The organism is Nonomuraea sp. NPDC049607, assembly GCF_040675375.1.
In the GTDB taxonomy this organism is placed as follows: domain Bacteria; phylum Actinomycetota; class Actinomycetes; order Streptosporangiales; family Streptosporangiaceae; genus Nonomuraea.
This window is the reverse complement of sequence record NZ_JBFAOV010000022.1, coordinates 1-21,024: the sequence shown is the minus strand read 5'-3', so window position 1 is coordinate 21,024 and position 21,024 is coordinate 1. Positions and strand designations below refer to the sequence as shown.

Annotated in this window: 23 protein-coding genes; 15 read left to right on the top strand and 8 right to left on the bottom strand. The window is 73.2% G+C overall.

The annotated features are described in order from the left end of the window. Positions 1–62 precede the first annotated feature (62 nt). On the top strand, positions 63–407 hold the full coding sequence (locus AB0J97_RS33760; protein WP_357706729.1) for a YciI family protein: 345 nt from the start codon (positions 63–65) through the stop codon (positions 405–407). 22 nt (positions 408–429) lie between these two features. On the opposite strand, the gene AB0J97_RS33755 is transcribed toward AB0J97_RS33760, so the two are convergent. Genes AB0J97_RS33755 through AB0J97_RS33745 form a run of 3 tightly spaced genes read right to left on the bottom strand, consistent with a single transcriptional unit; the run spans position 430 to position 2,716 of the window. After that, a complete protein-coding gene (locus AB0J97_RS33755; protein ID WP_189646391.1) occupies positions 430–615 on the bottom strand; it encodes a hypothetical protein in 186 nt (61 codons plus the stop codon). Next, the gene (locus tag AB0J97_RS33750) at positions 612–1,463 is read right to left on the bottom strand and encodes a methyltransferase domain-containing protein (RefSeq protein WP_364096258.1); all 852 of its coding nucleotides are present in this window, start codon (positions 1,461–1,463) and stop codon (positions 612–614) included. The genes AB0J97_RS33755 and AB0J97_RS33750 overlap by 4 nt, the downstream gene beginning before the upstream one ends. Next, positions 1,460–2,716 (bottom strand): cytochrome P450, encoded by a 1,257-nt coding sequence (locus AB0J97_RS33745; RefSeq protein WP_364096255.1) that lies wholly within the window; start codon positions 2,714–2,716, stop codon positions 1,460–1,462. Before AB0J97_RS33745 ends, AB0J97_RS33750 begins: the two co-directional genes overlap by 4 nt. A gap of 305 nt (positions 2,717–3,021) precedes the next feature. Here AB0J97_RS33745 and AB0J97_RS33740 point away from each other — a divergent pair, with 305 nt between their 5' ends. The 3 genes from AB0J97_RS33740 to AB0J97_RS33730 are packed head-to-tail and all read left to right on the top strand — an operon-like array spanning position 3,022 to position 5,247. After that, positions 3,022–3,396, top strand: coding sequence for a hypothetical protein (locus tag AB0J97_RS33740; protein WP_357706732.1), 375 nt, complete (start codon positions 3,022–3,024; stop codon positions 3,394–3,396). Between the two features lie 40 nt (positions 3,397–3,436). Next, entirely contained in the window at positions 3,437–4,393 is a 957-nt protein-coding gene (locus tag AB0J97_RS33735) for an ABC transporter ATP-binding protein (RefSeq protein WP_357706733.1), read from the top strand. Further along, positions 4,390–5,247 (top strand): ABC transporter permease, encoded by an 858-nt coding sequence (locus AB0J97_RS33730; RefSeq protein WP_364096250.1) that lies wholly within the window; start codon positions 4,390–4,392, stop codon positions 5,245–5,247. Before AB0J97_RS33735 ends, AB0J97_RS33730 begins: the two co-directional genes overlap by 4 nt. Positions 5,248–5,259: 12 nt before the next feature. Here AB0J97_RS33730 and AB0J97_RS33725 read toward each other — a convergent pair whose 3' ends face one another. Beyond that, positions 5,260–6,456, bottom strand: a complete 1,197-nt coding sequence (locus AB0J97_RS33725) for a cytochrome P450 (protein WP_364096247.1) — start codon at positions 6,454–6,456, stop codon at positions 5,260–5,262. Positions 6,457–6,507: 51 nt separating this feature from the next. Between AB0J97_RS33725 and AB0J97_RS33720 the strand changes: the two genes are divergently transcribed. From AB0J97_RS33720 to AB0J97_RS33705, 4 genes are read left to right on the top strand one after another with little or no spacing between them, the layout of a single operon-like run. Next, complete coding sequence (locus AB0J97_RS33720; RefSeq protein ID WP_364096244.1) at positions 6,508–7,755, top strand: FAD-dependent oxidoreductase; 1,248 nt, start codon at positions 6,508–6,510, stop codon at positions 7,753–7,755. Further along, complete coding sequence (locus AB0J97_RS33715; RefSeq protein ID WP_357706738.1) at positions 7,752–8,666, top strand: Rieske 2Fe-2S domain-containing protein; 915 nt, start codon at positions 7,752–7,754, stop codon at positions 8,664–8,666. Before AB0J97_RS33720 ends, AB0J97_RS33715 begins: the two co-directional genes overlap by 4 nt. Further along, a complete protein-coding gene (locus AB0J97_RS33710; protein WP_364096240.1) occupies positions 8,663–9,484 on the top strand; it encodes an alpha/beta hydrolase in 822 nt (273 codons plus the stop codon). The genes AB0J97_RS33715 and AB0J97_RS33710 overlap by 4 nt, the downstream gene beginning before the upstream one ends. Continuing rightward, positions 9,462–10,097: a VOC family protein gene (locus AB0J97_RS33705; protein WP_364096237.1), complete on the top strand. Its 636-nt coding sequence runs from the start codon at positions 9,462–9,464 to the stop codon at positions 10,095–10,097. The genes AB0J97_RS33710 and AB0J97_RS33705 overlap by 23 nt, the downstream gene beginning before the upstream one ends. On the opposite strand, the gene AB0J97_RS33700 is transcribed toward AB0J97_RS33705, so the two are convergent. Next, positions 10,080–10,241 carry a hypothetical protein gene (locus AB0J97_RS33700; protein ID WP_357706742.1) on the bottom strand — a complete coding sequence of 54 codons (162 nt, stop codon included), beginning with the start codon at positions 10,239–10,241 and terminating at the stop codon, positions 10,080–10,082. The genes AB0J97_RS33705 and AB0J97_RS33700 overlap by 18 nt on opposite strands. Before the next feature lie 164 nt (positions 10,242–10,405). On the opposite strand from AB0J97_RS33700, the gene AB0J97_RS33695 reads away from it, so the two are divergent. The 3 genes from AB0J97_RS33695 to AB0J97_RS33685 all read left to right on the top strand — a co-directional run bounded on the left by AB0J97_RS33695 (position 10,406) and on the right by AB0J97_RS33685 (position 13,343). Beyond that, positions 10,406–11,779, top strand: coding sequence for an NAD(P)/FAD-dependent oxidoreductase (locus tag AB0J97_RS33695; RefSeq protein ID WP_357706743.1), 1,374 nt, complete (start codon positions 10,406–10,408; stop codon positions 11,777–11,779). Continuing rightward, positions 11,779–12,375 (top strand): hypothetical protein, encoded by a 597-nt coding sequence (locus tag AB0J97_RS33690; RefSeq protein WP_364096233.1) that lies wholly within the window; start codon positions 11,779–11,781, stop codon positions 12,373–12,375. The genes AB0J97_RS33695 and AB0J97_RS33690 overlap by 1 nt, the downstream gene beginning before the upstream one ends. 116 nt (positions 12,376–12,491) lie before the next feature. Continuing rightward, positions 12,492–13,343: a hypothetical protein gene (locus AB0J97_RS33685; protein WP_364096230.1), complete on the top strand. Its 852-nt coding sequence runs from the start codon at positions 12,492–12,494 to the stop codon at positions 13,341–13,343. A 101-nt stretch (positions 13,344–13,444) separates the two neighbouring features. Here AB0J97_RS33685 and AB0J97_RS33680 read toward each other — a convergent pair whose 3' ends face one another. Both AB0J97_RS33680 and AB0J97_RS33675 read right to left on the bottom strand, forming a co-directional pair. Further along, on the bottom strand, positions 13,445–13,750 hold the full coding sequence (locus AB0J97_RS33680) for a DUF6401 family natural product biosynthesis protein (protein ID WP_357706747.1): 306 nt from the start codon (positions 13,748–13,750) through the stop codon (positions 13,445–13,447). A 66-nt stretch (positions 13,751–13,816) separates the two neighbouring features. Next, a complete protein-coding gene (locus AB0J97_RS33675) occupies positions 13,817–14,977 on the bottom strand; it encodes a 4-hydroxybenzoate 3-monooxygenase (RefSeq protein ID WP_364096227.1) in 1,161 nt (386 codons plus the stop codon). An 80-nt stretch (positions 14,978–15,057) separates the two neighbouring features. Here AB0J97_RS33675 and AB0J97_RS33670 point away from each other — a divergent pair, with 80 nt between their 5' ends. Then, positions 15,058–15,810: an IclR family transcriptional regulator gene (locus tag AB0J97_RS33670; RefSeq protein WP_364096224.1), complete on the top strand. Its 753-nt coding sequence runs from the start codon at positions 15,058–15,060 to the stop codon at positions 15,808–15,810. A gap of 115 nt (positions 15,811–15,925) precedes the next feature. On the opposite strand, the gene AB0J97_RS33665 is transcribed toward AB0J97_RS33670, so the two are convergent. After that, positions 15,926–17,692: a thiamine pyrophosphate-dependent enzyme gene (locus AB0J97_RS33665; protein WP_364096221.1), complete on the bottom strand. Its 1,767-nt coding sequence runs from the start codon at positions 17,690–17,692 to the stop codon at positions 15,926–15,928. Positions 17,693–17,779: 87 nt separating this feature from the next. Here AB0J97_RS33665 and AB0J97_RS33660 point away from each other — a divergent pair, with 87 nt between their 5' ends. From AB0J97_RS33660 to AB0J97_RS33650, 3 genes are all read left to right on the top strand, one after another. Further along, complete coding sequence (locus AB0J97_RS33660) at positions 17,780–18,667, top strand: SDR family oxidoreductase (RefSeq protein WP_364096218.1); 888 nt, start codon at positions 17,780–17,782, stop codon at positions 18,665–18,667. 102 nt (positions 18,668–18,769) lie between these two features. After that, a complete protein-coding gene (locus AB0J97_RS33655; protein WP_357706755.1) occupies positions 18,770–19,396 on the top strand; it encodes a cupin domain-containing protein in 627 nt (208 codons plus the stop codon). After that, positions 19,393–20,811, top strand: a complete 1,419-nt coding sequence (locus AB0J97_RS33650) for an FAD-binding oxidoreductase (RefSeq protein WP_364096215.1) — start codon at positions 19,393–19,395, stop codon at positions 20,809–20,811. Before AB0J97_RS33655 ends, AB0J97_RS33650 begins: the two co-directional genes overlap by 4 nt. The last annotated feature ends 213 nt before the right edge of the window (positions 20,812–21,024 follow it).

Genomic DNA, 21,024 nt, shown 5'->3' with positions numbered 1-21,024 from the left:
CGGGGCTCTGCCCGCGCCCCACCACGCCTTTGGGGCAGAACCCACAGGGAGGTAGACGACTCATGGACTTCGTGCTGCTGATCCACGGCGACGAGATGCTCTGGGACGCCTTCAGCGAGAGCGAGCGGGAGCGGATGGCCGAGGCCCACCGCCAGTTCGGCCGGGCGATGGCGATGGCGGGGGTCAAGGTCAAGTACGGCGCGGGGCTGACCAGGTCCGGGGAGGGCAAGCTGGTCAGACCCGACGGGCCCGCCGTCGACGGCCCGTACGCGGTCGGGCGGGAGCAGATCGGCGGCATCTGGGTCATCGAGGTCCAGTCGGCCGAGGAGGCCGAGTCGTGGGCGCGCAAGATGCCCTACGCGCCCGGTGACATCGTCGAGGTGCGCCCCTGCGACCCGGCCTCCTGACGGCCGGGCCCCGGGAGCGCCCTCAGTAGCGGGCCCTGCGGCTGAGCAGCACGCCCACGGCCAGGAACAGCAGGCCGGCGGCGCCGTACACGATGGCCAGCGAGGTCGCGGGTGGCTTCTCGCTGGCGTTCACGACGGCCAGCCCGAGGCCGACGATCGCGCTGATGTAGCTGAAGATCGCGATGAAGATCTTCCAGAACGGACTCATGACGTGCTTCCTTCCGATGAGTGCTGAGCCGGTCCGTACGGTGCGGTCCCGGCGACGACGAAGCCGAGCAGCATGACCCAGGCGTCCGGGTCGGCCAGGAAACGCCGCCAGCGGTCGGCGGCCAGGGCGAGCCCCGCCATCGGCAGCGCGCCCGAGGCGACGAGCGGCGCCAGGCGTTCGGGCCCCAGGTGCGGGGCGAAGGCCGCGGTGGGGTGGGTGTCGTTGGTGGTGGCGAACGGGCGCAGCACCACGTCGGCGAACCCGCCGCCGCGCAGCAGCCGGGTGAGCTTCCTGCCGATCTGCCGGTCCCCTCCGGCGCCGCGCTGGGCCTGGGCCATCGTCGCGTGGACGGAGGCCAGCTCGGGGTACATCGGGTCGGCCAGCCCCCACAACATGCTGTCCACCTCGACGACCACGATCCGGCCGCCGGGACGCAGCACGCGCAGCGCCTCGGCCAGCATCGGCGCCGGATCGCCCACGTGCTGCAGTACGTACCGCAGCAGTACGCCGCCCACGCTGCCGGTACGCAACGGCAGCCGGGCGCCGTCGGCGGTGACCAGCGGGGCGCCGCAGCCGCCCGCGTTGCGCAGCAGGGAGGCGTCCACGTCGAGCGCGATGACGGGCAGCCCCGGCTCGGCGGCACGCAGCCGGCGGGTGACCGCGCCCGAGCCGGCGCCCAGCTCCAGCAGCGGGCCCTCGCGGGTCAGCCCGAGGTCGCGCATGATGCGCAGCTCCTCCTCGAAGGAGAGCGCCGCCTGGGCCTCCAGCCGGGCCAGCTCGCCGGTCACGCCGCCCCACGTGGTGGCGGCGGCGTCGTAGGAGCCGGTGGCCGCCGGCGCCGCGCTCATCGGGGCCTCGGGGTCATCATCAGGCCGTGCCTGGGCCGCAGCGTGACCAGCGCCTCGGGCTCGACGGGGAAGCCCTCCACCAGTTCCATGCGCAGCCCGCGCAGGATCACCGCGAGCACGAGCGTGGCCTCCGCCAGCGCGAAGTGCCGTCCGACGCAGATGCGCGGGCCGCCGCCGAAGGGCAGGTACTGGTGGCTGAGCAGCCGGGCGGCCCGGTCGGGGTCGAACCTCTCCGGCCGGTACGCATCCGGCTCCTCCCAGTACCTCGGGTCGCGGTGCAGCACCCACGGGCTGACGCACACCAGCGACCCGGCCGGTACGTCGTAGCCGTCCAGCACGTCGTCGGCCGTGCCGCGGCGGGAGATCAGCCAGACCGGCGGGTAGAGCCGCATGGCCTCCTGGACGGCCTGCCGGCAGCGGCGCAGCCTGGGCAGGTCGGCGGCGGTGGGCGACCGGCCGGCCAGCACCTCGTCGATCTCGGCGTGCACGGCCTCGGCCGCCTCCGGGTGCCGGTCGAGCAGGTAGAGCGTCCAGGTCAGCGACTTGGCGGTGGTCTCGTGGCCGGCCATGACGATGGTCAGCACCTGGTCGCGCAGGTCGGCGTCGGACATCGCGTGCCCTTCGGCCAGCATCGCGCCGAGCAGGTCGTCGCCCGCGCCGCCGGCCCGGCGGGCGGCGATGATGAGCCTGGTGACCCGGTCGAGGAAGGCCCGCGCCCGCAGGAAGCCGGCGTGCCGCGCGGCGGTGTCGGCCGGGTCGGGGTCGTCGCTGGGTACGTAGTGGCCGATGAAGCGGTTGACCGCGTCCACGGCGCGGCCGAAGCCCTCGCCGGCGACGCCGATGTCGGTGCCCAGCATGGCCTTGACGATCACGCCGAGGGTGAGCGAGGTCAGGTCGTGGTCGACGCGTACGGGCCGGTCGCCGGCCCAGTGCGTCACCAGGTGCTCGGCGGCCTCGACGATGACCTGGTCGAACCGGCCCACCTCGGCGGGCCTGAACGCGGGCGCGCACATCCTGCGCTGGGCCGCCCACTCGGCGCCGTCGCTGGTCAGCAGGCCGTTGCCGAGCAGGGGGCGGAGCATGTCGTCGTCCGGCGTGCGTTCCTTGGTGTAGGCGGCGCCGTTCTCCTTCAGCACGTGCCTGGCCAGGTCGGGGCGGTTGAGCATGTAGACCGGCTCGCCGTCCGCGTCGTGGCGGGTGACGTCGCCGAGGGCCGCCATGGCGGTGACGAACTCCAGCGGCGCGTCGCGCATGGCCCTCAGGCTCTGGGTTCCGGCCGGTCCCGGCGGCACCCGGGGGGATACGTACGTCCCGGACATGGGTTCTCCCGATGGCTTACGCAAACGAATATTCCGATACGCATTTCCGGCCACCGAATACGTATATCGCTTCGTATTGTTCCGGTCGGCGTATTTGCAGAGTACCTTTTAAGCAGAGGGCTCTCAATACTTAATCCGGAGCCCCGGAAATTAAGTCTAGGCACCTCGAATTCGGCTGTGTAAGACTCCGTTCCGAGACGGCGCACCGCGCCGAAGGGGAAAAGCTCCAGGAGGACGCAATGGCCCTGAACCCCAGAGAGCGGACCGAATTCGTCAACGCCTACACCCGAGTCCTGATCACCGCGTGGTCGAGCGAGGAATTCTCGGCGAAGCTGGACAGCAACCCGCGCGAGGCGCTGGCCGAGGCCGGCCTCGAGGTTCCCGCGGGCGCCCAGATCACCCTCGTGCGCAACGTGCCCGACGGCCACCACGACACGAACCTCGACGTGCAGGTCTCGCTGTGGGAGCGCGGCCTGGAGACGGGGACGTTCGAGTTCCACATCCCCGAGACGCCGCAGATCGACATGGCCGAGCTGAGCGAGGGCGACCTCGACTCGATCGCGGCCGGCGTCGACGTCAACTGCTGCTGCTGCCCCTGCTGCTGCTGCACCTGACGCCGGGAGCCACGCACGCCAAGAGGAGGAAGAGGAGATCATGTCCGACGACCAGGCGAACCCCATCCACGTACGGGGGCTGCGCAAGCAGTACGGTCCCGCTCTCATCCTGCAGGGTGTGGACCTGGACGTTCGTCCCGGAGAGGTGTTCGCCTTACTCGGCCCCAACGGCGCGGGCAAGACGACCACGGTCGAGATCCTCGAAGGCGTGCGCCGGCGTTCGGGCGGCGACGTGCGTGTCCTCGGCCGCGACCCGGCCGAGGACGCCCCGCAGTGGCGGGCGCGGCTCGGCATCGTGCCGCAGACGACGGGCGCCTACGCGGACCTGACCGTCCGCGAGGTCGTCGAGCACTTCGCCGCCTTCTACCCCGCGCCGCTGCCCGCGGCGCAGGTCATCGACATGGTGGGCCTCGGCGCGAAGGAGCGCAAGCAGGCCCAGACGCTCTCGGGCGGCCAGCTGCGCCGCCTGGACGTGGCCGTCGGCGTCGTCGGCGACCCCGACCTGATCTTCCTGGACGAGCCGACCACCGGGCTGGACCCGGAGGCCCGGATGGAGGCGTGGGACCTGGTCCGCTTCTTCGCCGACCAGGGCAAGACGACCGTGCTGACCACCCACTACCTCGACGAGGTGGAGGCGCTGGCGCAACGCGCGGCGGTGATCGTGGCCGGCCGGATCGTCGAGACCGGGCCGGTGAGCGAGCTGGGCGGCCGGCGTGACACGCCCGCCGCGGTGAGCTTCACCCTCACGCCCGAGCTGAGCGCGGCCGAACTGCCGGACCTGCCTCCGGGCACCGCGCTGGACCCGTCCTGCGCGCCCGGCGTGCCCGGCGGCACGCTCACGCTGCTCACCCACACGCCCACGCGGGCCCTGGCCGCGCTGCTGCCCTGGGCCGCGCGCGCGGGCGCCGACGAGCTGCCCGACCTGCGCGTCCACCGGCCGACGCTGGAGGACGTCTACCTCAAGCTGATCCGCGAGAACCAGGGGGCCCAGTCATGACCAGCTCGAACGCGATCGTGGCCGAGCAGGGCCGTCCCGTGCGCGCACGGGGCGGCGGGTCGGGGCTCTGGCGGGCGTCGGCGGCCCGTTCGTCGGTGGAGCTGAAGTCGTTCTTCCGCAACCGCCAGTCGCTGTTCTTCACGCTGCTGCTGCCGATCGTGCTGCTGCTGGTGCTCGGCTCGATCTTCTCCGGCACGGTCCCCGGCACGCACACCGACTTCAAGCAGATGTTCGTGGCCGGGATCATCGCCTGCGGCATCATGAGCGTCAGCTTCAACGGCCTGGCGATCAACATCGCGATCGAGCGGGACAACGGCATGATCCGCCGCCTGGCCTCCTCGCCGATGCCGAAGACGGCGTACTTCGTCGGCAAGATCGTCCGGGTGGTGGTGACCGGCTTGCTGGAGGCGGCGATCCTGCTGGCCGTCGGCGTCGCGCTGTTCCGCCTGCCGATGCCGCCGGACGCCGCCCACTGGCTCACGTTCGCCTGGGTGCTGCTGCTCGGGGCGACGTCCTGCTCGCTGCTGGCGGTGGCCTTCAGCGCGATGATCCCGAACGCCCGCTCGGCCGCGGCGATCGTCACGCTGCCGTTCCTGGTGCTGCAGTTCATCTCCGGGGTGTTCTTCCCCTACAGCGAGCTGCCCGCCTGGATGCAGAGCCTGGCGGCGTTCTTCCCGCTGAAGTGGATGACACAGGGCCTGCGCTCGGTGTTCCTGCCGGCCGACTTCGCGGTGGTGGAGCCCGCCGGCACGTGGGAGCTGGGCAGGACGGCCGCGGTGCTGGGCGCCTGGTGCGTGGCGGCGCTGCTGCTGAGCCTGCTGACCTTCCGCTGGCGCGGCGCCAACGTCCGCTAGCCGGGGAGGGGCTCAGATGGCGAGGGTGAAGCCGGTCAGCCTCCTGGGCACCAGGCCCGGGGCCCACGCGGGCGGCTTCCCCGTCCGGCGCAGCCCGGGATACCGCTCCAGCAGCCCGCTCAGCAGCAGCCCGCCGGCCTGCCTGACCAGCGGCGCGCCCAGGCAGAGGTGGGTGCCCGCGCCGAAGGCCAGATGGGGGTTGGGCGAGCGGGTGACCAGCAGCTCGTCGGGCCGGTCGAACACGGCCGGATCGCGGTTGGCCGCCCCGACCAGGGCCAGCACCCTCGCCCCCGCCGGGATCACGCCGCCGTCCAGCGGGACCGCCTCGGTGGTCACCCTGGCGGTGAACGGGATCGGCGACTCCAGCCGCAGCAGCTCGTCCACGGCCGACTCGGCCACCTCCCGGCCGCCGTTCCTGATCCGGTCGGCGGCCTCGTGGCACGGCAGCAGCCAATGGAGCGCGTTGCCCACCATCTCGGCCAGCGGCTTCCATCCGCCGACGACCGTGAGCGCGGCGATGCCGAGCATCTCGGCCCTGGTCAGCCGGTCGTCGGCGGCCAGCCGGCCGAAGGGCGAGCCACCCGGCCCGTTCCCTGCGGCGGCGGTGGCGGTGGCGGCGTCGGCGCGCTCGCCGAGGAAGCGGGTGAGCTCGCCCATCGCGGCCCGCCCGGCCGCGGCGGCCTGGGGCCCGGCCAGCGGGTCGAGGTTGACCGACACGCGGGCGGCCAGCCCGGCGAAGACCGGCACGTCGGCGGCCGGCAGCCCGAACAGCCTGGCCAGCACGCCGGTGGCCAGCGGCTCGCCGATGTCGGCGGTGGCCTCGATCTCGTCGCGGCCGGCCAGCGCGTCGAGCACCGCGCCGATCCCGGCCTCGATGTCGCCCGCGACGCCGCGGATGGCGGCCGGGCCCATCAGCAGCGCGCCGGGCGAGCGCAGGCGCTGGTGCTCGGGGGGATCGGTGGTCAGCATCGACGGCGGCAGCTCGTCGTCCCTGACCCGTTCCCGCTGCCCGAGCGCGGCCGAGAAGCGCGGGTCGCGCAGCGCGAGCGCGCAGTCGGCGTGCGCGGTCAGCAGCCACATGCGCGAGGTGACGTCGAAGTGCACGGGGTCGTTCTCGCGCAGCCAGCGGTACGCCGGATACGGGTCGAGCCGCCCGCGAGGAGAGAACGGGTGCGCTAAGTGGCCGGGCAGCGTGCGGGGTGCCGTCATCGCGTCTCCTCATGATCAGGCCGAGGACAAACTACTACAGAGGATGTGCCGGTGGCAGAGCTTGACGTCGTCGTGATCGGCGCCGGGGTGAGCGGGCTGGCGGCGGCCGCGCGCCTGGCCGGCGCGGGCCTGGCGGTCGCGGTGCTGGAGGCCGGGGAGCGGGTGGGCGGCCGGATCCGCACCCACCGGCCGTCCCTGCTGGAGCTGGGCGCGCAGGTGATCCACGGTGACCGCAACCCGATCGCGGCGCTGCCCGGTCTGGAGGCGCCGGTGCCGGTGCCGCGGCGCGCGGCGCGGGTGCTGCTGCCCGGCGGGCCGCGTCCGCTGACCGCGCTGCGGCCCACGCCGCCGCTGCTGGAGGACCGGCTGACGTCGGGCGCGGCCCGGGAGCCGCTGCGCCGCCTGGCGGGGGCGAGCCCCTGGGACGTGCCGGTCGCGGCGTGGCTCAAGGAGGAGACCGCCGACAGCCCGCGGGCGCTGGAGCCGGCCGCGGAGTGGTTCAGGCAGAACTGGGCGGCCGAGCCCGAGGCGCTGAGCGCGCCCGCGCTGGCCGCGCTGCGGCGCGCCGACCCGGCGGGACGGGGCGAGTTCGCGCTGCCCGGCGGCTTCGACCGGCTGCCCGCGCGGCTGGCCGAGGGGCTGCGGGTGCGGCTCGGCGACGCGGTCGTCCGCCTGTCCTGGACGCGCGGCCGGGTGCGGGTGCTGACCGCCGCCGGGCACGTGGAGAGCGCCGCCGCCGCCGTGGTCACCGTGCCGCCGCCGGTGGTCGCCGAGGGGCGGCTCGTGGTGAACGACCTGCCCGTGCGCAAGCAGGCGGCGGCGTACGAGCTGCGGCCCGGGGACGCCTGGTGCGGGCTGGTCGCCTATCCCGAACAGGCGCCCGAGTCCGTCGTGGTCTTCGACGCCGGGGGCCGTCTGGGGTTCGTCAGCACGACGGCCGGGCGGCCCGAGGTGCTGGTGATGGCCAAGGCCCGCGCCGCCGCGGCGGCCAGGAGCGCCTGGGCCGAGCCGGGCGGGCTGGTCGCGCTGCTGGCCGGGGCCCTGCCGTGGACGCGGGGGCTGAACCCGGCGGAGGTGGTGGTGTGCGACTGGGGCGCCGACCCGTGGACGGGCGGGGCCTACACGTACCCGGGCGTGGGGGCGCTGTGGGCGTCCCCGGCCTGGGCCGAGCCGCTGGGCGGGACGGTCTTCTTCGCCGGGGAGGCCACCGTCGGCCTGTCCGGTCCGCCCATGGCGCACATGGCGATGGCCAGCGGGGAGCGCGCGGCCACAGAGGTGATTGGGGCGCTGGAGAGATGACGGCTGGCAACGGGGAGCTCCACGGCGGGTGGTTCCTGCTCGCCCTCGACGACGAGATCGGCCCGGGGATCACGCCGCTGCGGCTGGGCGGTACGCGCCTGATGGCCGTGCGCGACGGCGAGCGGATCCGGGTGTTCGAGGCCACCTGCCCGCACCGGGGCGCCCACCTGGCCTACGGCGGCAAGCTGGACGGCGACTGCGTGATCTGCCCCTTCCACGGCAAACGCATCTCGCTGGGCGGGTCCGGCCGCCGCTGGGCGGTGGACGAGCTGCGCACGCTGCGCGCCGGGGCGGCGCTGTTCGCCCGGCTGTCCGGCGACCCCGGCGACGACCGGGGCTTCGAGCAGGCGATCAAGCAGGCGGCCGAGGACCTGGTGATCGTGGCGGCGGTGAACCAGCCGGTGACGGTCCCGGCCGAGTACGTCGTCGAGAACGCCTTCGACGCCCAGCACTTCAGCACCGTCCACCTGGTGCCCTCGGTGCGCGGCATGCGGGTCAGGATGGGCGAGCACGACGAGCTGGTGATCGAGGGCGAGTTCCGTACCAAGGCGCCGCCGTGGGAGAAGGAGCGGCGGCTCGACTTCGCCTCCCGCTTCGTGGCCCGCGCCTACAGCCCGCATCTCGTGGTGACCGAGCTGGGCACGCCGGAGGCGCCGTACACGATCGTCACCGGCGCGGTGCCGGACGGGACGGGCTGCGTGGGACGGGTGGCCATCGGCGTGCGGCCGGACCGGACGGACTCGCTGCCCGCCCTCGTGCACGGCGCCCGCTACGCCTTCGACCAGGACCGCGTCGTCTGGGACCACCTCGACACGGACGCCCCGCAGCGGCTGGACGCCGGCGACACCCCGGTCATCGCCTTCCGCCGCTTCTGTCAGGGTTTCGCCGCCGTCCCCGGAGCGTCCTCATGAGCCTGTACGTGCGCTCGACCGGCCAGGGCCGGGCCGTGTTGTGGATCCACGGCTACACGATGGACGCCTCGGTGTGGGAGCCGCTGTGGAACCTGCTGCCCGGCTGGCGGCACGTCGGCGTGGACCTGCCGGGCCACGGGCGTTCCGGGCCGCTGCGGCCGGGCACGTCGCTGCCCGCGCTGGCGGCCGAGCTGGCCGGGCTGGCCAGGGCCGAGTCGGCCGCGCTGGTGGTGGCCGAGTCGATCGGCTCGATGATCGCCCTGCAACTGGCCATCGACCATCCGCGTGACGTGCGCGGGCTGATCGTCGGCTCCCCGACCATCGCGGGCGCGCCCCCCGAGCCGGGCACCGCCGGGCGGTACCGGGCGCTGGCCGGGCTGGCTCGGATGGGCGCGGGGGGCGAGCAGCTCGCCGACCTGTGGATGTCCTCGCCGCCGGACATCTTCCGCGGCACCGAGGACCACCCCGAGCTGCGCGCCAGGCTGCGCGCGATCGTGGCCGGGCATTCGTGGCGGGAGCTGCGCGACGGCGCGATGCACGGGCTGAGCAGGCACGTCCACACGGTCGAGGACCTGCGCGGCATCCGGGCGCGCACGCTGGTCGTCGTGGGCGACCGGGACATGCCGACGTTCCGGGCCGGCGCCGCGCTGCTGGGCGGGTCGGTCCCGCTGTGCCGTACGGTCACCGTCCCCGGCGCGGGGCACCTGTGCATGATCGAACGGCCCGAGGTCGTGGCGCCGCTCATCGCCGGGCACCTGCGGCTGTCGGCCCTCGAAGCGGACGAGGAGGCCGGGCGTGCCGATTCACGAGCACTATGAGCCGGGCGAGCCGTGCTGGGTGGACTACGGGGCGCTCGACCCGGCCGGCGCACGGGCCTTCTACGGAGAGCTGTTCGGCTGGACCTTCCGCGAGGAGGGCGGCTACTCCTTCGTCGAGCTCGGCGGCCAGGTCGTGGCCGGTTTCGGCCGGGTGCCGCCGGGCCTGCCGGCCTCCTGGAACACCTACCTGGCGGCTCCGGACGTGGACGCGGTGGCCGTAGGGGTGAAGGAGCTGGGCGGCGGCGTCGTCTTCGGCCCGATGGCGGCCGGCCAGGACGGCCGCGTGCTGTTCGCGACCGACCCGGCGGGGGCGGCGGTCGGCTTCTGGGAGGGACACCGTCCGGCCGGGATCGTGCTGGCCGGCGAGCCGGGGACGTGGTGCGGGCACGAGCTGTGGTCGGCCGGGACCGCGTTCTACCGGGACCTGCTCGGCGCCGCGCCCGCGACCCGCGAGGGGACGGGGGCACGCCCGCAGTGGATGACGTTCTTCGCCACCGCGGACCGCGCCGCGGCGGCGGCGACGGCGGCCCGGCTGGGCGCCACGACCGCCCCCGGGCATCCCCGGGCGACGATCGTGCGCGACCCATGGGGGGCCCTATTCGCGCTGACGTGACCGCCCGGACAGGACGAAGAACAGGGCCACGAGGACGGCGCCGGCGATGACGACCACCGAGCCGACCGTCTTGCCGATCAGAAAGGCCACGACCACCGCGACGGCGTAGACCAGGGGAACGACCAGCCGGAGGTTCAATCCCATGCGCGCTCCTTGAAGAAAGACGGAACGGAACTCAGACGCATCATCGACCAGGCCGGGCCGGCGGTCCAGAATAACGCCGGAATATACGTATCGGCCTACGTATTGGGCCCCGCTTGCCGGGCCCGCGACTGCGTAATACGCATCGATTATCGGAAGGGCTCGCGATGACCAAGGTATTAGTGATCGGCGGCGGCCCGGCGGGCTCGATCGCCGCCACGCTGCTGGCCCGCAACGGAATGGACGTGAGGCTGCTGGAACGCGAACGTTTCCCGCGTTACCACATCGGCGAGTCGGTGTCCCCGTCGTGCCGGACGATCATCGACTACGCCGGGGCGCACGACAAGGTCGAGGAACGCGGCTACCCGGTCAAGGAGGGCCTGCTGCTGCGCTGGGGCGCCGAACGCGACTGGACGGTGAACTGGGCGGCCACGTTCGGCCCTGACGTGCGCTCCTGGCAGGTCGACCGGGACGACTTCGACCAGGTGCTGCTGGACCACGCCGCCTCCCAGGGCGTCGAGGTGATCCAGCAGGCGAGGGTCCGGCGCGTGCTGTTCGAGGACGGCCGCGCGTGCGCCGCCGAGTGGGACCGCGGCGTCGAGCGCTTCGATCACCTGGTCGACGCCTCCGGACGCGCCGGGGTACTGTCGGCGCGGCACTTCCGTGACCGACGACCGCACGACGTCTTCAGGAACGTCGCGATCTGGGGCTACTACCAGGGCGGCGACCTGCTTCCGGACACGCCGGGCGGCGGCATCAACGTCATCTCCTCGCCGGAAGGGTGGTACTGGGTGATCCCGTTGCGCGGCGAGGTGTTCAGCGTCGGCTTCGTCACCCACCAGACGCGCTTCCTGGAGCGGCGTCCCCACTACGGGTCGCCGGAGGAGATGTTCCACGCGGTGGTGGCCGACTCGCCGACCGTGGCGGGGCTGGTCGGCAGGTTCACCGGCCCGGTCCGGATCGAGCAGGACTTCTCGTACGTGGCCGACTCCTTCTGCGGCCCCGGTTACCACATCGCCGGGGACGCCGCCTGCTTCCTCGACCCGCTGCTGTCGACCGGCGTGCACCTGGCCATGTACAGCGCCCTGCTGGCCGCGGCCTCGATCACCGCCACCGACCGCGGCGAGGTGAGCGAGCAGGAGGCCCAAGGGTTCTACGAGTCGCTCTACCGCAACGCCTACCAGCGGCTGCTGACCATGGTCTCCTCGGTCTACCGGCAGTACCGCGGCCGGGCCAGCTACTTCTGGCTGGCCCAGCACCTGGTCAGGGGTGAGAGGTCCGACCACGCGTTCGCCGCGATCACGGCCGGGCTGTCGGACCTGACCGACGCCACCACCGCCGGCGGCACCGCGCCGATGAGCGAGCTGGTGACCGCCGCCCACGACGCGGGGCTGCGCGCCCTGCGCAACGTCACGCCCGCCGGCAGCACCATGGCCCCCATGCGCATGGACGCCAACGACCTGTACGACGCCGCCACCGGCCTCTACCTGACCGCTCACCCCCGGCTCGGCATCAGCCGCTCACTGACGAGGACGCCTTGATGAAGTCACTGGTCCGCCTGCTCCTGCCGCTCGCCCTGCTCGCGGCCCTGCTCTCCCCCGGCCCGGCGACGGCCGCCCGGACGCCCTCCCCGGCGCTCAGCGGGCAGGCGCTCAGCGGGCAGGCATCCGTCGGGCAGGCACTCGTCGGGCAGGCGGAGGCCATGCGGCGGCTCTCGTTCATGATCGGGACCTGGGCGGGGCCGGGCTGGACCGTCACCCCGTCCGGGACGCGGCAGGAGTTCCTGCAGACCGAGCGGGTGCGCCGGCAGGCGGGCGACCTGGTGATCTCGGTCGAAGGGCAGGGCCGCGACAAGGCCGACCCGCGCACGATCGCGGACAGCGCCCTGGCCGTGATCAACTACAACGAGGCGACCGGCCAGTACCGGTGGGAGGCGTTCTCCCGCGGCTACGTCACCACGGTCGTGCCGGAGGTCGGCGACAACACCTTCCGGTGGAGCCTCCAGACGCCCGCCTACACCAGCCGCTACACGCTGACGTTCACCACCACGACCTGGCACGAGATCGGCGAGACCACCGTGGACGGTGGGCAGACCTGGCACCAGAACTTCCAGATGGACCTGCGCCGGCTACGCTGACGCCCGCGCACACTTGTACAAATGTAACAGTCTGCAAAAATTCGGTTGCTTTGGGTGCATAGTCCCAGTTCAGGCGGGTAGCGCGACTCCATTGGCTCCTCGTCCTGGAGGAAACCGTGGACATCAATATTGGCCAAGGCCTGACGGACGCCTGGCGACAGGTGGCGACGTTCGTGCCCAGGCTGGTCGCGTTCCTGGTGATCCTGATCATCGGGTGGATCGTGGCGAAGGCGCTGCAGAAGCTCGTGGACAAGCTCCTCGACCGCGTGGGGTTCGAGCGGGCCGTGCAGCGCAGCGGCGTGCAGCGGTGGCTCGAAAGCAGCCGGTACGACGCCAGCGGCCTGCTCGCCAAGCTCGTCTACTACGCGATCCTGCTGATCACCCTGCAGATCGCCTTCAGCGTCTTCGGGCCCAACCCGATCTCGGCGCTGCTCAACGGGGTGGTCGGCTGGCTGCCCAAGGCCGTGGTCGCCATCGTGATCATCGTGATCGCGGGCGCGATCGCCAGGGCCGTCAAGGATCTCGTCGACGGCGCGCTCGGCGGCCTGTCCTACGGGCGCTGGCTCGGCATCGCGGCGGCCGTCTTCATCTGGGCGCTGGGCATCATCGCCGCGCTCAACCAGATCGGCGTCGCCACGACCGTCACGACGCCGGTGCTCATCACCGTGCTCGCCACCATCGGCGCGATCCTGGCCATCGGGCTGGGCGGCGGGCTCGTCCGTCCGATGCAGCAACGCTGGGAGCGCTGGATCGGCCGGATCGAGGCGGAGGCGCCGCAGGCCAGGGCGCACGCCGAGGCGTACCAGCGGGGACGTGAGGACGCCCGCACGATGGCCCGGCCCGCCGAGCCGGCCCAGACCACGCCCGGCGCACCCGGCACGACCGGCACGACCGGCACGACCGGCACGACCGGCACGACCGGCACCGCCGGCGGGGCGACCCGCGCGGACATCCCGCCCGGAACCTGAGCTCCGTGTGGCCGGGACGAGCGCCCGGTCACGCGGACCCACCAGGGCCGGCCCGCACCACCCGACCCCGCGGACCGGCCCCGCCCCCGTCTTGGGGGCGGTCAGGCGGGTTCGGCGAGGAAGCCCTGTTCGCGGGCGAGCCAGCAGACGGCCGTCAGCCGCAGCGCGGGTGCGTCGTGGTCGCCGCTGAAGATCCAGCCCAGGTGGCGCAGCTCGTCGAGGAAGCCCAGCAGGTAGTCGCCGAGGGTCTCGCGGTCGAGCGGGATCGCGTCACGCAGCAGGGCCGCGTGCTGATCCACGGCCGCGACCAGCGCCGGCTCGCTCTCCATCCTGGCGAGCTGGGCGTGGCCCAGCGTGTCCATCAACCACCGCAGGGGCGAACGCGCCCAGCCCTCCTCGAAAACCACGCGCCAACCTTAAGGCATCACCCGAGGTCAGACCGCCCGGGGGGGTGGTCGCACGGGCCGGACGGGTCAGTCGAAGGGCAGCCCGACGTAGTTCTCCGCCAGCGTGGTCGCCGCCGCCTCCGAGGAGGTGACGTAGTCCAGGTAGGAGGTCTGGAGCCGCCGCCCGTACGCGTCGTCCTCGTCGAAGGTGTGCAGCAGCGTCGTCATCCACCACGAGAAGTGCTGCGCCCGCCACACCCGCTTCAGGCACGCCCGCGAGTAGCCGTCCAGCAGTTCCGGCGAGCCGTGCTCGAAGAAGGCCGTCAACGCCTCGGTCAGCACCCGGACGTCGGCCACGGCCAGGTTCAGGCCCTTGGCGCCGGTCGGCGGCACGATGTGCGCGGCGTCCCCGGCCAGGTAGAGCCGCCCGTACTGCATGGGCTCGGTGACGAAGGAGCGCATCGGCGTGACGCCCTTCTCGATGATCTCGCCCGTGGTCAGCTCGAAGCCCGGGACAGTCTCCAGCCGGGCCTTCAGCTCGGCCCAGACGCGCTCGTCCGGCCACTGCGCCACGTCGGCGTCGGCCGGGACCTGCAGGTAGAAGCGGCTGACGGTGGGCGAGCGCATGCTGTGCAGGGCGAAGCCGCGCTCGGTCCTGGCGTAGATCAGCTCCTCCGACGAGGGCGCCACCTCGGCCAGGACGCCGAGCCACGCGAAGGGGTACTCCCGCTCGAACACCTCCAGGACCCCGTCCGGGACGCTGGGGCGGGAGACGCCGTGGAACCCGTCGCACCCGGCGATCACGTCGCAGTCGAGGCGCTCGCCGCCGAAGGTGAGGTACGGCTGCGACTCCGGCGAGTGCACCGCGACGTCCTCGACCTCGAACCGGACGTCGCCGCCCGCCGCCAGCCGGGCCGCGATCAGGTCCTTGACGACCTCCTGCTGGCCGTAGACGGTGATGGCCCGGCCGGGGACGAGCTTGTCGAAGGCGATGCGGTGGCCGGCGCCGCCGTACCGCAGCTCGATGCCGTGGTGGGGCAGGCCCTCGCGCAGCAGGCGCCCGCCCACGCCCGCCTCGACGAGCGTGTCCACGGTGCCCTGCTCCAGGACGCCCGCGCGCACCCGCCGCTCGACGTAGGCGCGGCTGCGCTTCTCCAGCACCACCGAGGAGATGCCGCGCAGGTGGAGCAGATGAGACAGCAGCAGGCCCGCGGGGCCCGCGCCGATGATCCCGACCTGAGTTCGCATGAGGGAAGTCTGCTGCCTTCAGGCCCCGGGAGCCGAGTAGCCTCTTCCACTGAGTGGAAGAACTGTGCAGGAGTGTGGTCATGTCCGGAGGAGCCCGGCAGCCGGGGCAGACGGTGACGTCCAAGGTGCTGGCGATCCTGGGGGCGTTCGACGCGGCCCATCCGCAGCTCACGCTGACCGACCTGGCCAGGCGGAGCGGGGTGCCGCTGAGCACGGCCCACCGGCTGGTGGCCGAGCTGGAACGGTGGCAGGCGCTCAGCCGCTCCCCCGACGGGCGGCTGCGGGTGGGGCTGCGGCTGTGGGAGCTCGGCCAGCTCGCCCCCGGCAGCCTCCAGGGCCGCGCGCACCCCTGGCTCCAGGAGCTGTTCGCCACCACCGGCGAGAACGTGCACCTCGCCGTCCGCGACGGCCTGGAGGTCCTGTACGTCGACAAGGTGTACGGCAGGCGGGCCGTGCCCATCGTCTCGCGCACCGGCGGGCGGCTGCCGATGCACCCGACGGGCGTGGGCAAGGCGCTGTTGGCCTTCGAGCCGGAGTGGTTCGTGCAGGCGTACCTGGCCCGCGCCCTCGAACGGCCCACGCCGCACACCGTCACCGAGCCCGGCCGGCTGGCCAGGGAGCTGGCGGCGGTGCGGGCGCAGGGCTACGCGCTGACGCACGAGGAGATGACGCTCGGCTCGTGCTCGGCGGCGGCGCCGGTCGTGGTGGACGGGCGGGCGGTGGCCGCCGTGGGGATCGTGCTCGCCTCGCGGCGCTCCCGCGAGCTGCCCCGGCTGGTGGACCCCCTCCTGGAGGCCGCCGCCCGGATCGCACACGCCCACCAGACCCCCTGACCGGCCGGCCCGCCCGGGTCGCCCCACCCCTGACCGGCCGGATCCGAACGCGAGCGGCCTCTCAAGGCAGGGGTCCCAGGTGTCCCGAGGTGGGGCGGTGTCCGGAGGTGGGGGATCAGTCGGTGAATCTCTGGATGCGGTCCTTGAACAGGGTGGTCGCGATGGCCGCCTTGTGCGGCTGGCCCTTCAGGAACGCCTGGGCGAAGCTCTTGGCCTGGTCGTAGGAGACCTTGCCGGGCATGGGCGGCTCGTTCGGGTTGACGTCCACGTCCACCAGGGCCGGGCCGTCGTGGGCGAGCGCCTGCCTGATCGCCGCGGCCACGTCCCCGGACTTGGTGACCTTGGCGCCGAACCCGCCGCACGCCCTGGCCCACACCGAGTAGTCGGCCTCAGGCTGGGCGAAGCGCACGCCGTGCTCGGGGTAGCCGAGGACCATCTGCTCCCACAGGATCTGGCCGAGGGAGTTGTTGTTGTTGATGACGACCTTGACCGGCAGCCGGTGCTGGGCGGCGGTCAGGAACTCGGCCATCAGCATCGCGAACCCGCCGTCGCCGACGTAGGCGATGACCTGGCGGCCGGGGAAGGCGTGCTGCATGGCGATGGCGTACGGCAGGCCCGGGGCCATCGTGGCCAGCGTGCCCGACAGGTAGAACTCGCGCCCGCCGCGGATCGTCCAGTGGCGGGCGGCCCAGGTGGCGATCGTGCCGCTGTCGCAGGTGAGGATGGCGTCGTCGGAGGCCAGGTCGTCCAGGACGGCCATGGCGTACTGGGGGGCGATCGGGTCCCTGTCGGGGTTCTCCAGGGCGTCCATGTCGGAGCGCCACTTGGCCATGAGCTTCTGGTACTTCGCCAGGTGGCCGTTGCCGTTCCCGCGGTTGAGCAGCGGCAGCAGCTCCCGCAGTCCCTCCTTGGCGTCGCACACCACGGGCACGTCGGTCGGCACCCGCGCCCCCGCCCTGGTCGGCTCGGCCTCGAACTGCACCACCCGCGCCTTGCCCGGCTCGGGGAGGAACTTCGAGTACGGGAAGTTCGTGCCGATCATGAACAGCACGTCGGCCTCGTCCATCAGCTCCTCGCTCGGCCTCGTGCCGAGCAGCCCGATCCCGCCCGTCGTGTACGGCGAGTCGTCCGGGACGACCGCCTTGCCGGGCAGCGTCTTGACCACCGGCGCGCCCAGCGCCTCGGCCACGGCCAGCACCTCGTCCCGGGCGTGCAGCGCGCCCTGCCCGGCCAGGATGGCGGGCCGTTCGGCGGCGTTGAGCACCTCGGCGGCCCGAGCCAGGTCCTCCTGGCGCGGCAGCCCCGGGGGCCGCAGGTAGATCGGCGCGGTCTCCGGCGCCCGCACCGGCGCGACCGTCCGGTACGGGTCCTCCCCCGCGTCGGCCACCTGGATGTCGTTGGGCAGCGTGAGATGGGCGACGCCGCGCCGCGCGTAGGCCGTCCGGACGGCCAGGTCCACCAGCGAGGGCAGCTGGGCCGGGTTGGTGATCATCATGTTGTACTCGGCCACGTCGGCGAACAGCTTGTCGAGGTGGACCTCCTGCTGGTAGCCGGTGCCGAGCACGGCGGTCTCCTGCATGCCGGTGATGGCCAGCACGGGGACGTGGTCGAGCTTGGCGTCGTAGAGACCGTTGAGCAGGTGGATGCCGCCGGGGCCGGAGGTGGCCAGGCACACGCCGATCCGTCCCGTGGCCTTGGCGTAGCCGGTGGCCATGAAGGCGGCGGCCTCCTCGTGGTGCACCAGCACGAACCGCACCCGGTCACGATGACGGCGCAGCCCCTCCATGATGCCGTTGATACCGTCGCCCGGCAGGCCGAAGACGGTGTCCACGCCCCACTCGGCGAGCCGTTCGATCAGGGATTCGGATGCGATACGAGCCATATTGGCGGCTCTACCCCGCACCGCCGTCCACAGACCTCGTCACGAAAATCATTGTCATCTCTGGGGATTCGCGGGTATGGACCCGGCATGCGCATTCTGGTCACAGGAGCCACCGGCACCCTCGGCAGGGCACTGGTGCCCGTCCTGCTCAAGGCGGGTCATCGCGTACGGGCGCTCAGCCGTACCCGGCACGAGAGCCGCGGGGGCGTGGAGTGGGCTTGGGGCGATCTGGCCTCGGGCAAGGGCGTCGCGGAGGCCGTACGGCAGATCGAGGCCGTCGCGCACCTGGCCACCGGCGGCCGGCAGGGAGGCGCCCAGGTGGACCTGGCCGGCACCCGCACGCTGACCGCGGCGGCCCGCGCGGCCGGAGCCTCGCACCTGCTGCTGCCCTCGGTCGCCGGCGCGGACCGCGCGCCCGGCCACCGGCACAAGCTGGAGGCCGAACGGCTGGTCAAGGAGAGCGGCATGGCCTGGACGGTCGTCCGCGCCACCCCGTTCCACCAGTCGGTCGACCGGCTGCTGCGCGACCTGTCCACGCTGCCCGTGCTGCCCATGGACCGCTCGCTGCTCTGGCAGCCGGTCCACGTGAACGACGTCGCCGGCCGCCTGGCCGCGCTGCTGGCCGGCGGCCCCGCCTGCGCGGTCCTGGAGTACGGCGGCCCGCAGGTCCTCGGCACCGAGGAGCTGGCCAGGACCTGGCTCGACGCCCGTCACCTGCGCCGCCTGTGCCTGCCGGTGCGCATCCCGGGCAAGCTGGCCGCCGCGCAGCGCGCGGGCGCGTTCACCACCGAGGCCGATCCCAAGGGCCGGATCACCTGGCACGACTACCTGTTCCCGCCGCCGCCCACGCCCTCGGACGACTTCGCCGAGGAGCACACCGCCTCGCCGACCAGCCCGGCCACCCAGCCCGAACACGACCCGTCCCGGCACGTCTACGGCGGCGACGAGGGCTACCAGCGGCCGACCCGCGGCTGAGACCGGTTACCGATTCGTTAGGCACCCCCCTCTTGCTGGGCTTTCTCCGCCGTCGGTACGGTCACTGAACAACTTGTTCAGCCTGACCGATCGAGGGGTTCGATGACGGACCTGGGCACCCGCATCCGGGCCTACCGCGGCATGCGCGGCATGACCGTGCGCGCGCTGGCCGGCGAGGCCAAGGCGAGCCCGAGCTTCATCAGCCAGCTCGAACGCGGCCAGACCAGCGCGAGCATCGGCATGCTGCGCAGGATCGCCTCGGCGCTCGGCATCACCGTGGCCGACCTGTTCAACGAGGACGACGAGCCCGCCCACCGCGTGGTGCGCCGCGCCGAGCGTCCCGAGCTGGCCACCGGGCCGGGCACCCGCAAGTTCCTGATCTCCCAGCGCCCGCTGCGCACCCTGGAGATGTACGCCGGGGAGTTCGAGCCGGGCGCCTCCACCGGCGACGAGCCGTACACGCACGGCGACTCGCAGGAGATCTTCCTCGTGCTGCGCGGCAACCTCACGCTCTGGCTGGGCCCCGCCGGGTCCGCCGCCGCGCACCCGATGGGGCCCGGCGACAGCGTGGAGTACCGCACGTCGGTCCCGCACCGGGTGGTCAACGACGGCGACGAGACCGCCGAGGTGCTCTGGGTGATCAGCCCGCCCACCCCGTCCGCCGGGGACAAAGCGGACGGGGAAACAGCGGAGGGGCAAGCAGCAGCCGTGGAGGCAGAACAGTCATGACAGGCATCCCGCTCACCGACGACTTCGCCAACGGGGGCGTCTCGTTCTGGTACCGGCAGATCGGCCTGCCCGCCAGGCGGCCGTCGCTGCCCGGCTCCCGCGAGTACGACGTGGCGATCGTCGGCGGCGGCTACACCGGTCTGTGGACGGCGTACTACCTGAAGAAGGCCCAGCCCGACCTGCGGATCGCGATCCTGGAGAAGGAGTTCGCCGGGTTCGGGGCGTCCGGGCGCAACGGCGGCTGGCTGTCGGCCGAGTTCGCCGGCTCACGCGAGCGGCACGCCGAGGCGCGCGGCCGGCAGGCCATGATCGACCTCCAGCACGCCATGTTCCGCGCGGTGGACGAGGTCATCGACGTCACCCGCGCCGAGGGCATCGACGCCGACGTGCACAAGGGCGGTCTCGTGCACGTGGCCACCAACCCGGCCCAGCGGCGACGGCTCCGCGAGGAGGTCGCCGACCTGCGCTCCTGGGGGTACGGCGAGGACGACATGCGCCTGATGGACCGCGACGAGCAGCGCGAACGCCTCCAGGTGGCGGGCACGCTGGAGGCCGCGTACTCGCCGCACTGCGCCCGCGTGCAGCCGGCCAAGCTCGCCGTCGGGCTGGCCACGGCCGTCGCGGCGCTGGGCGTGGACATCTTCGAGGGCACGACGGTGACCGAGATCCGGCCGCGCGTGGGCGGCGGCAAGGCGACCGCGCACACGCCGCTCGGCATCGTCTCGGCCGACTACGTCATCCGCGCCACCGAGGGCTTCACCGCGTCCCTGGCCGGGCAGCACCGGCAGTGGCTGCCGATGAACAGCTCCATGATCGTCACCGAGCCGCTGCCCGCCGAGGTGTGGAAGCACATCGGCTGGGCCGGGCACGAACTGCTCGGCGACCAGGCCCACGCCTACGTCTACGCCCAGCGCACGGCCGACGACCGGATCGCGATCGGCGGGCGGGGGGTGCCGTACCGGTTCGGGTCGCGTACCGACCGCCGGGGGGCCACCCAGGCGCGGACGGTGGCGCTGCTGTGGCGGATGCTGGTGAAGCTCTTCCCCGCGGCGGCCGACGCGCGGGTGCAGCACTCGTGGTGCGGGGTGCTCGGCGTGCCGCGCGACTGGTGCTCGACCGTGCACCTCGACCACGCGAGCGGGCTCGGCTGGGCCGGCGGGTACGTCGGCAGCGGCGTGACCACCACGAACCTGGCCGGGCGCACGCTGCGCGACCTGGTGCTGCGGCGGGACACCGAGCTGACGGCGCTGCCATGGGTGGGCCGGCAGGTGCGGCAGTGGGAGCCGGAGCCGCTGCGGTGGGCGGGCGTGCAGCTCATCTACACGCTGTTCCGGGCCGCCGACCGCCACGAGAACGACCGCGGCACCGGCACCTCGCTGTACGCCCGCCTCGGCAACCTCGTCTCCGGCCGCTGACCCGCCCTCCCCGTCTCCGGCCGCTGACCCGCCCCCCTCGGCCTTCCGGGGCGCTACCTCCCTCAGCGCCCTGGTTCCCGGCCGCCGATCCGCCCCCCTGATCGGCGGCCCTGGCCGGCGGCCCCTGACCGGGCGCGGCAGGGCGCCCGGTCACGCCGGCCACGTCCTCAGGAGATGCCTGTTCAGTGATGGCAATCCTCCTGTGCGGCAGCG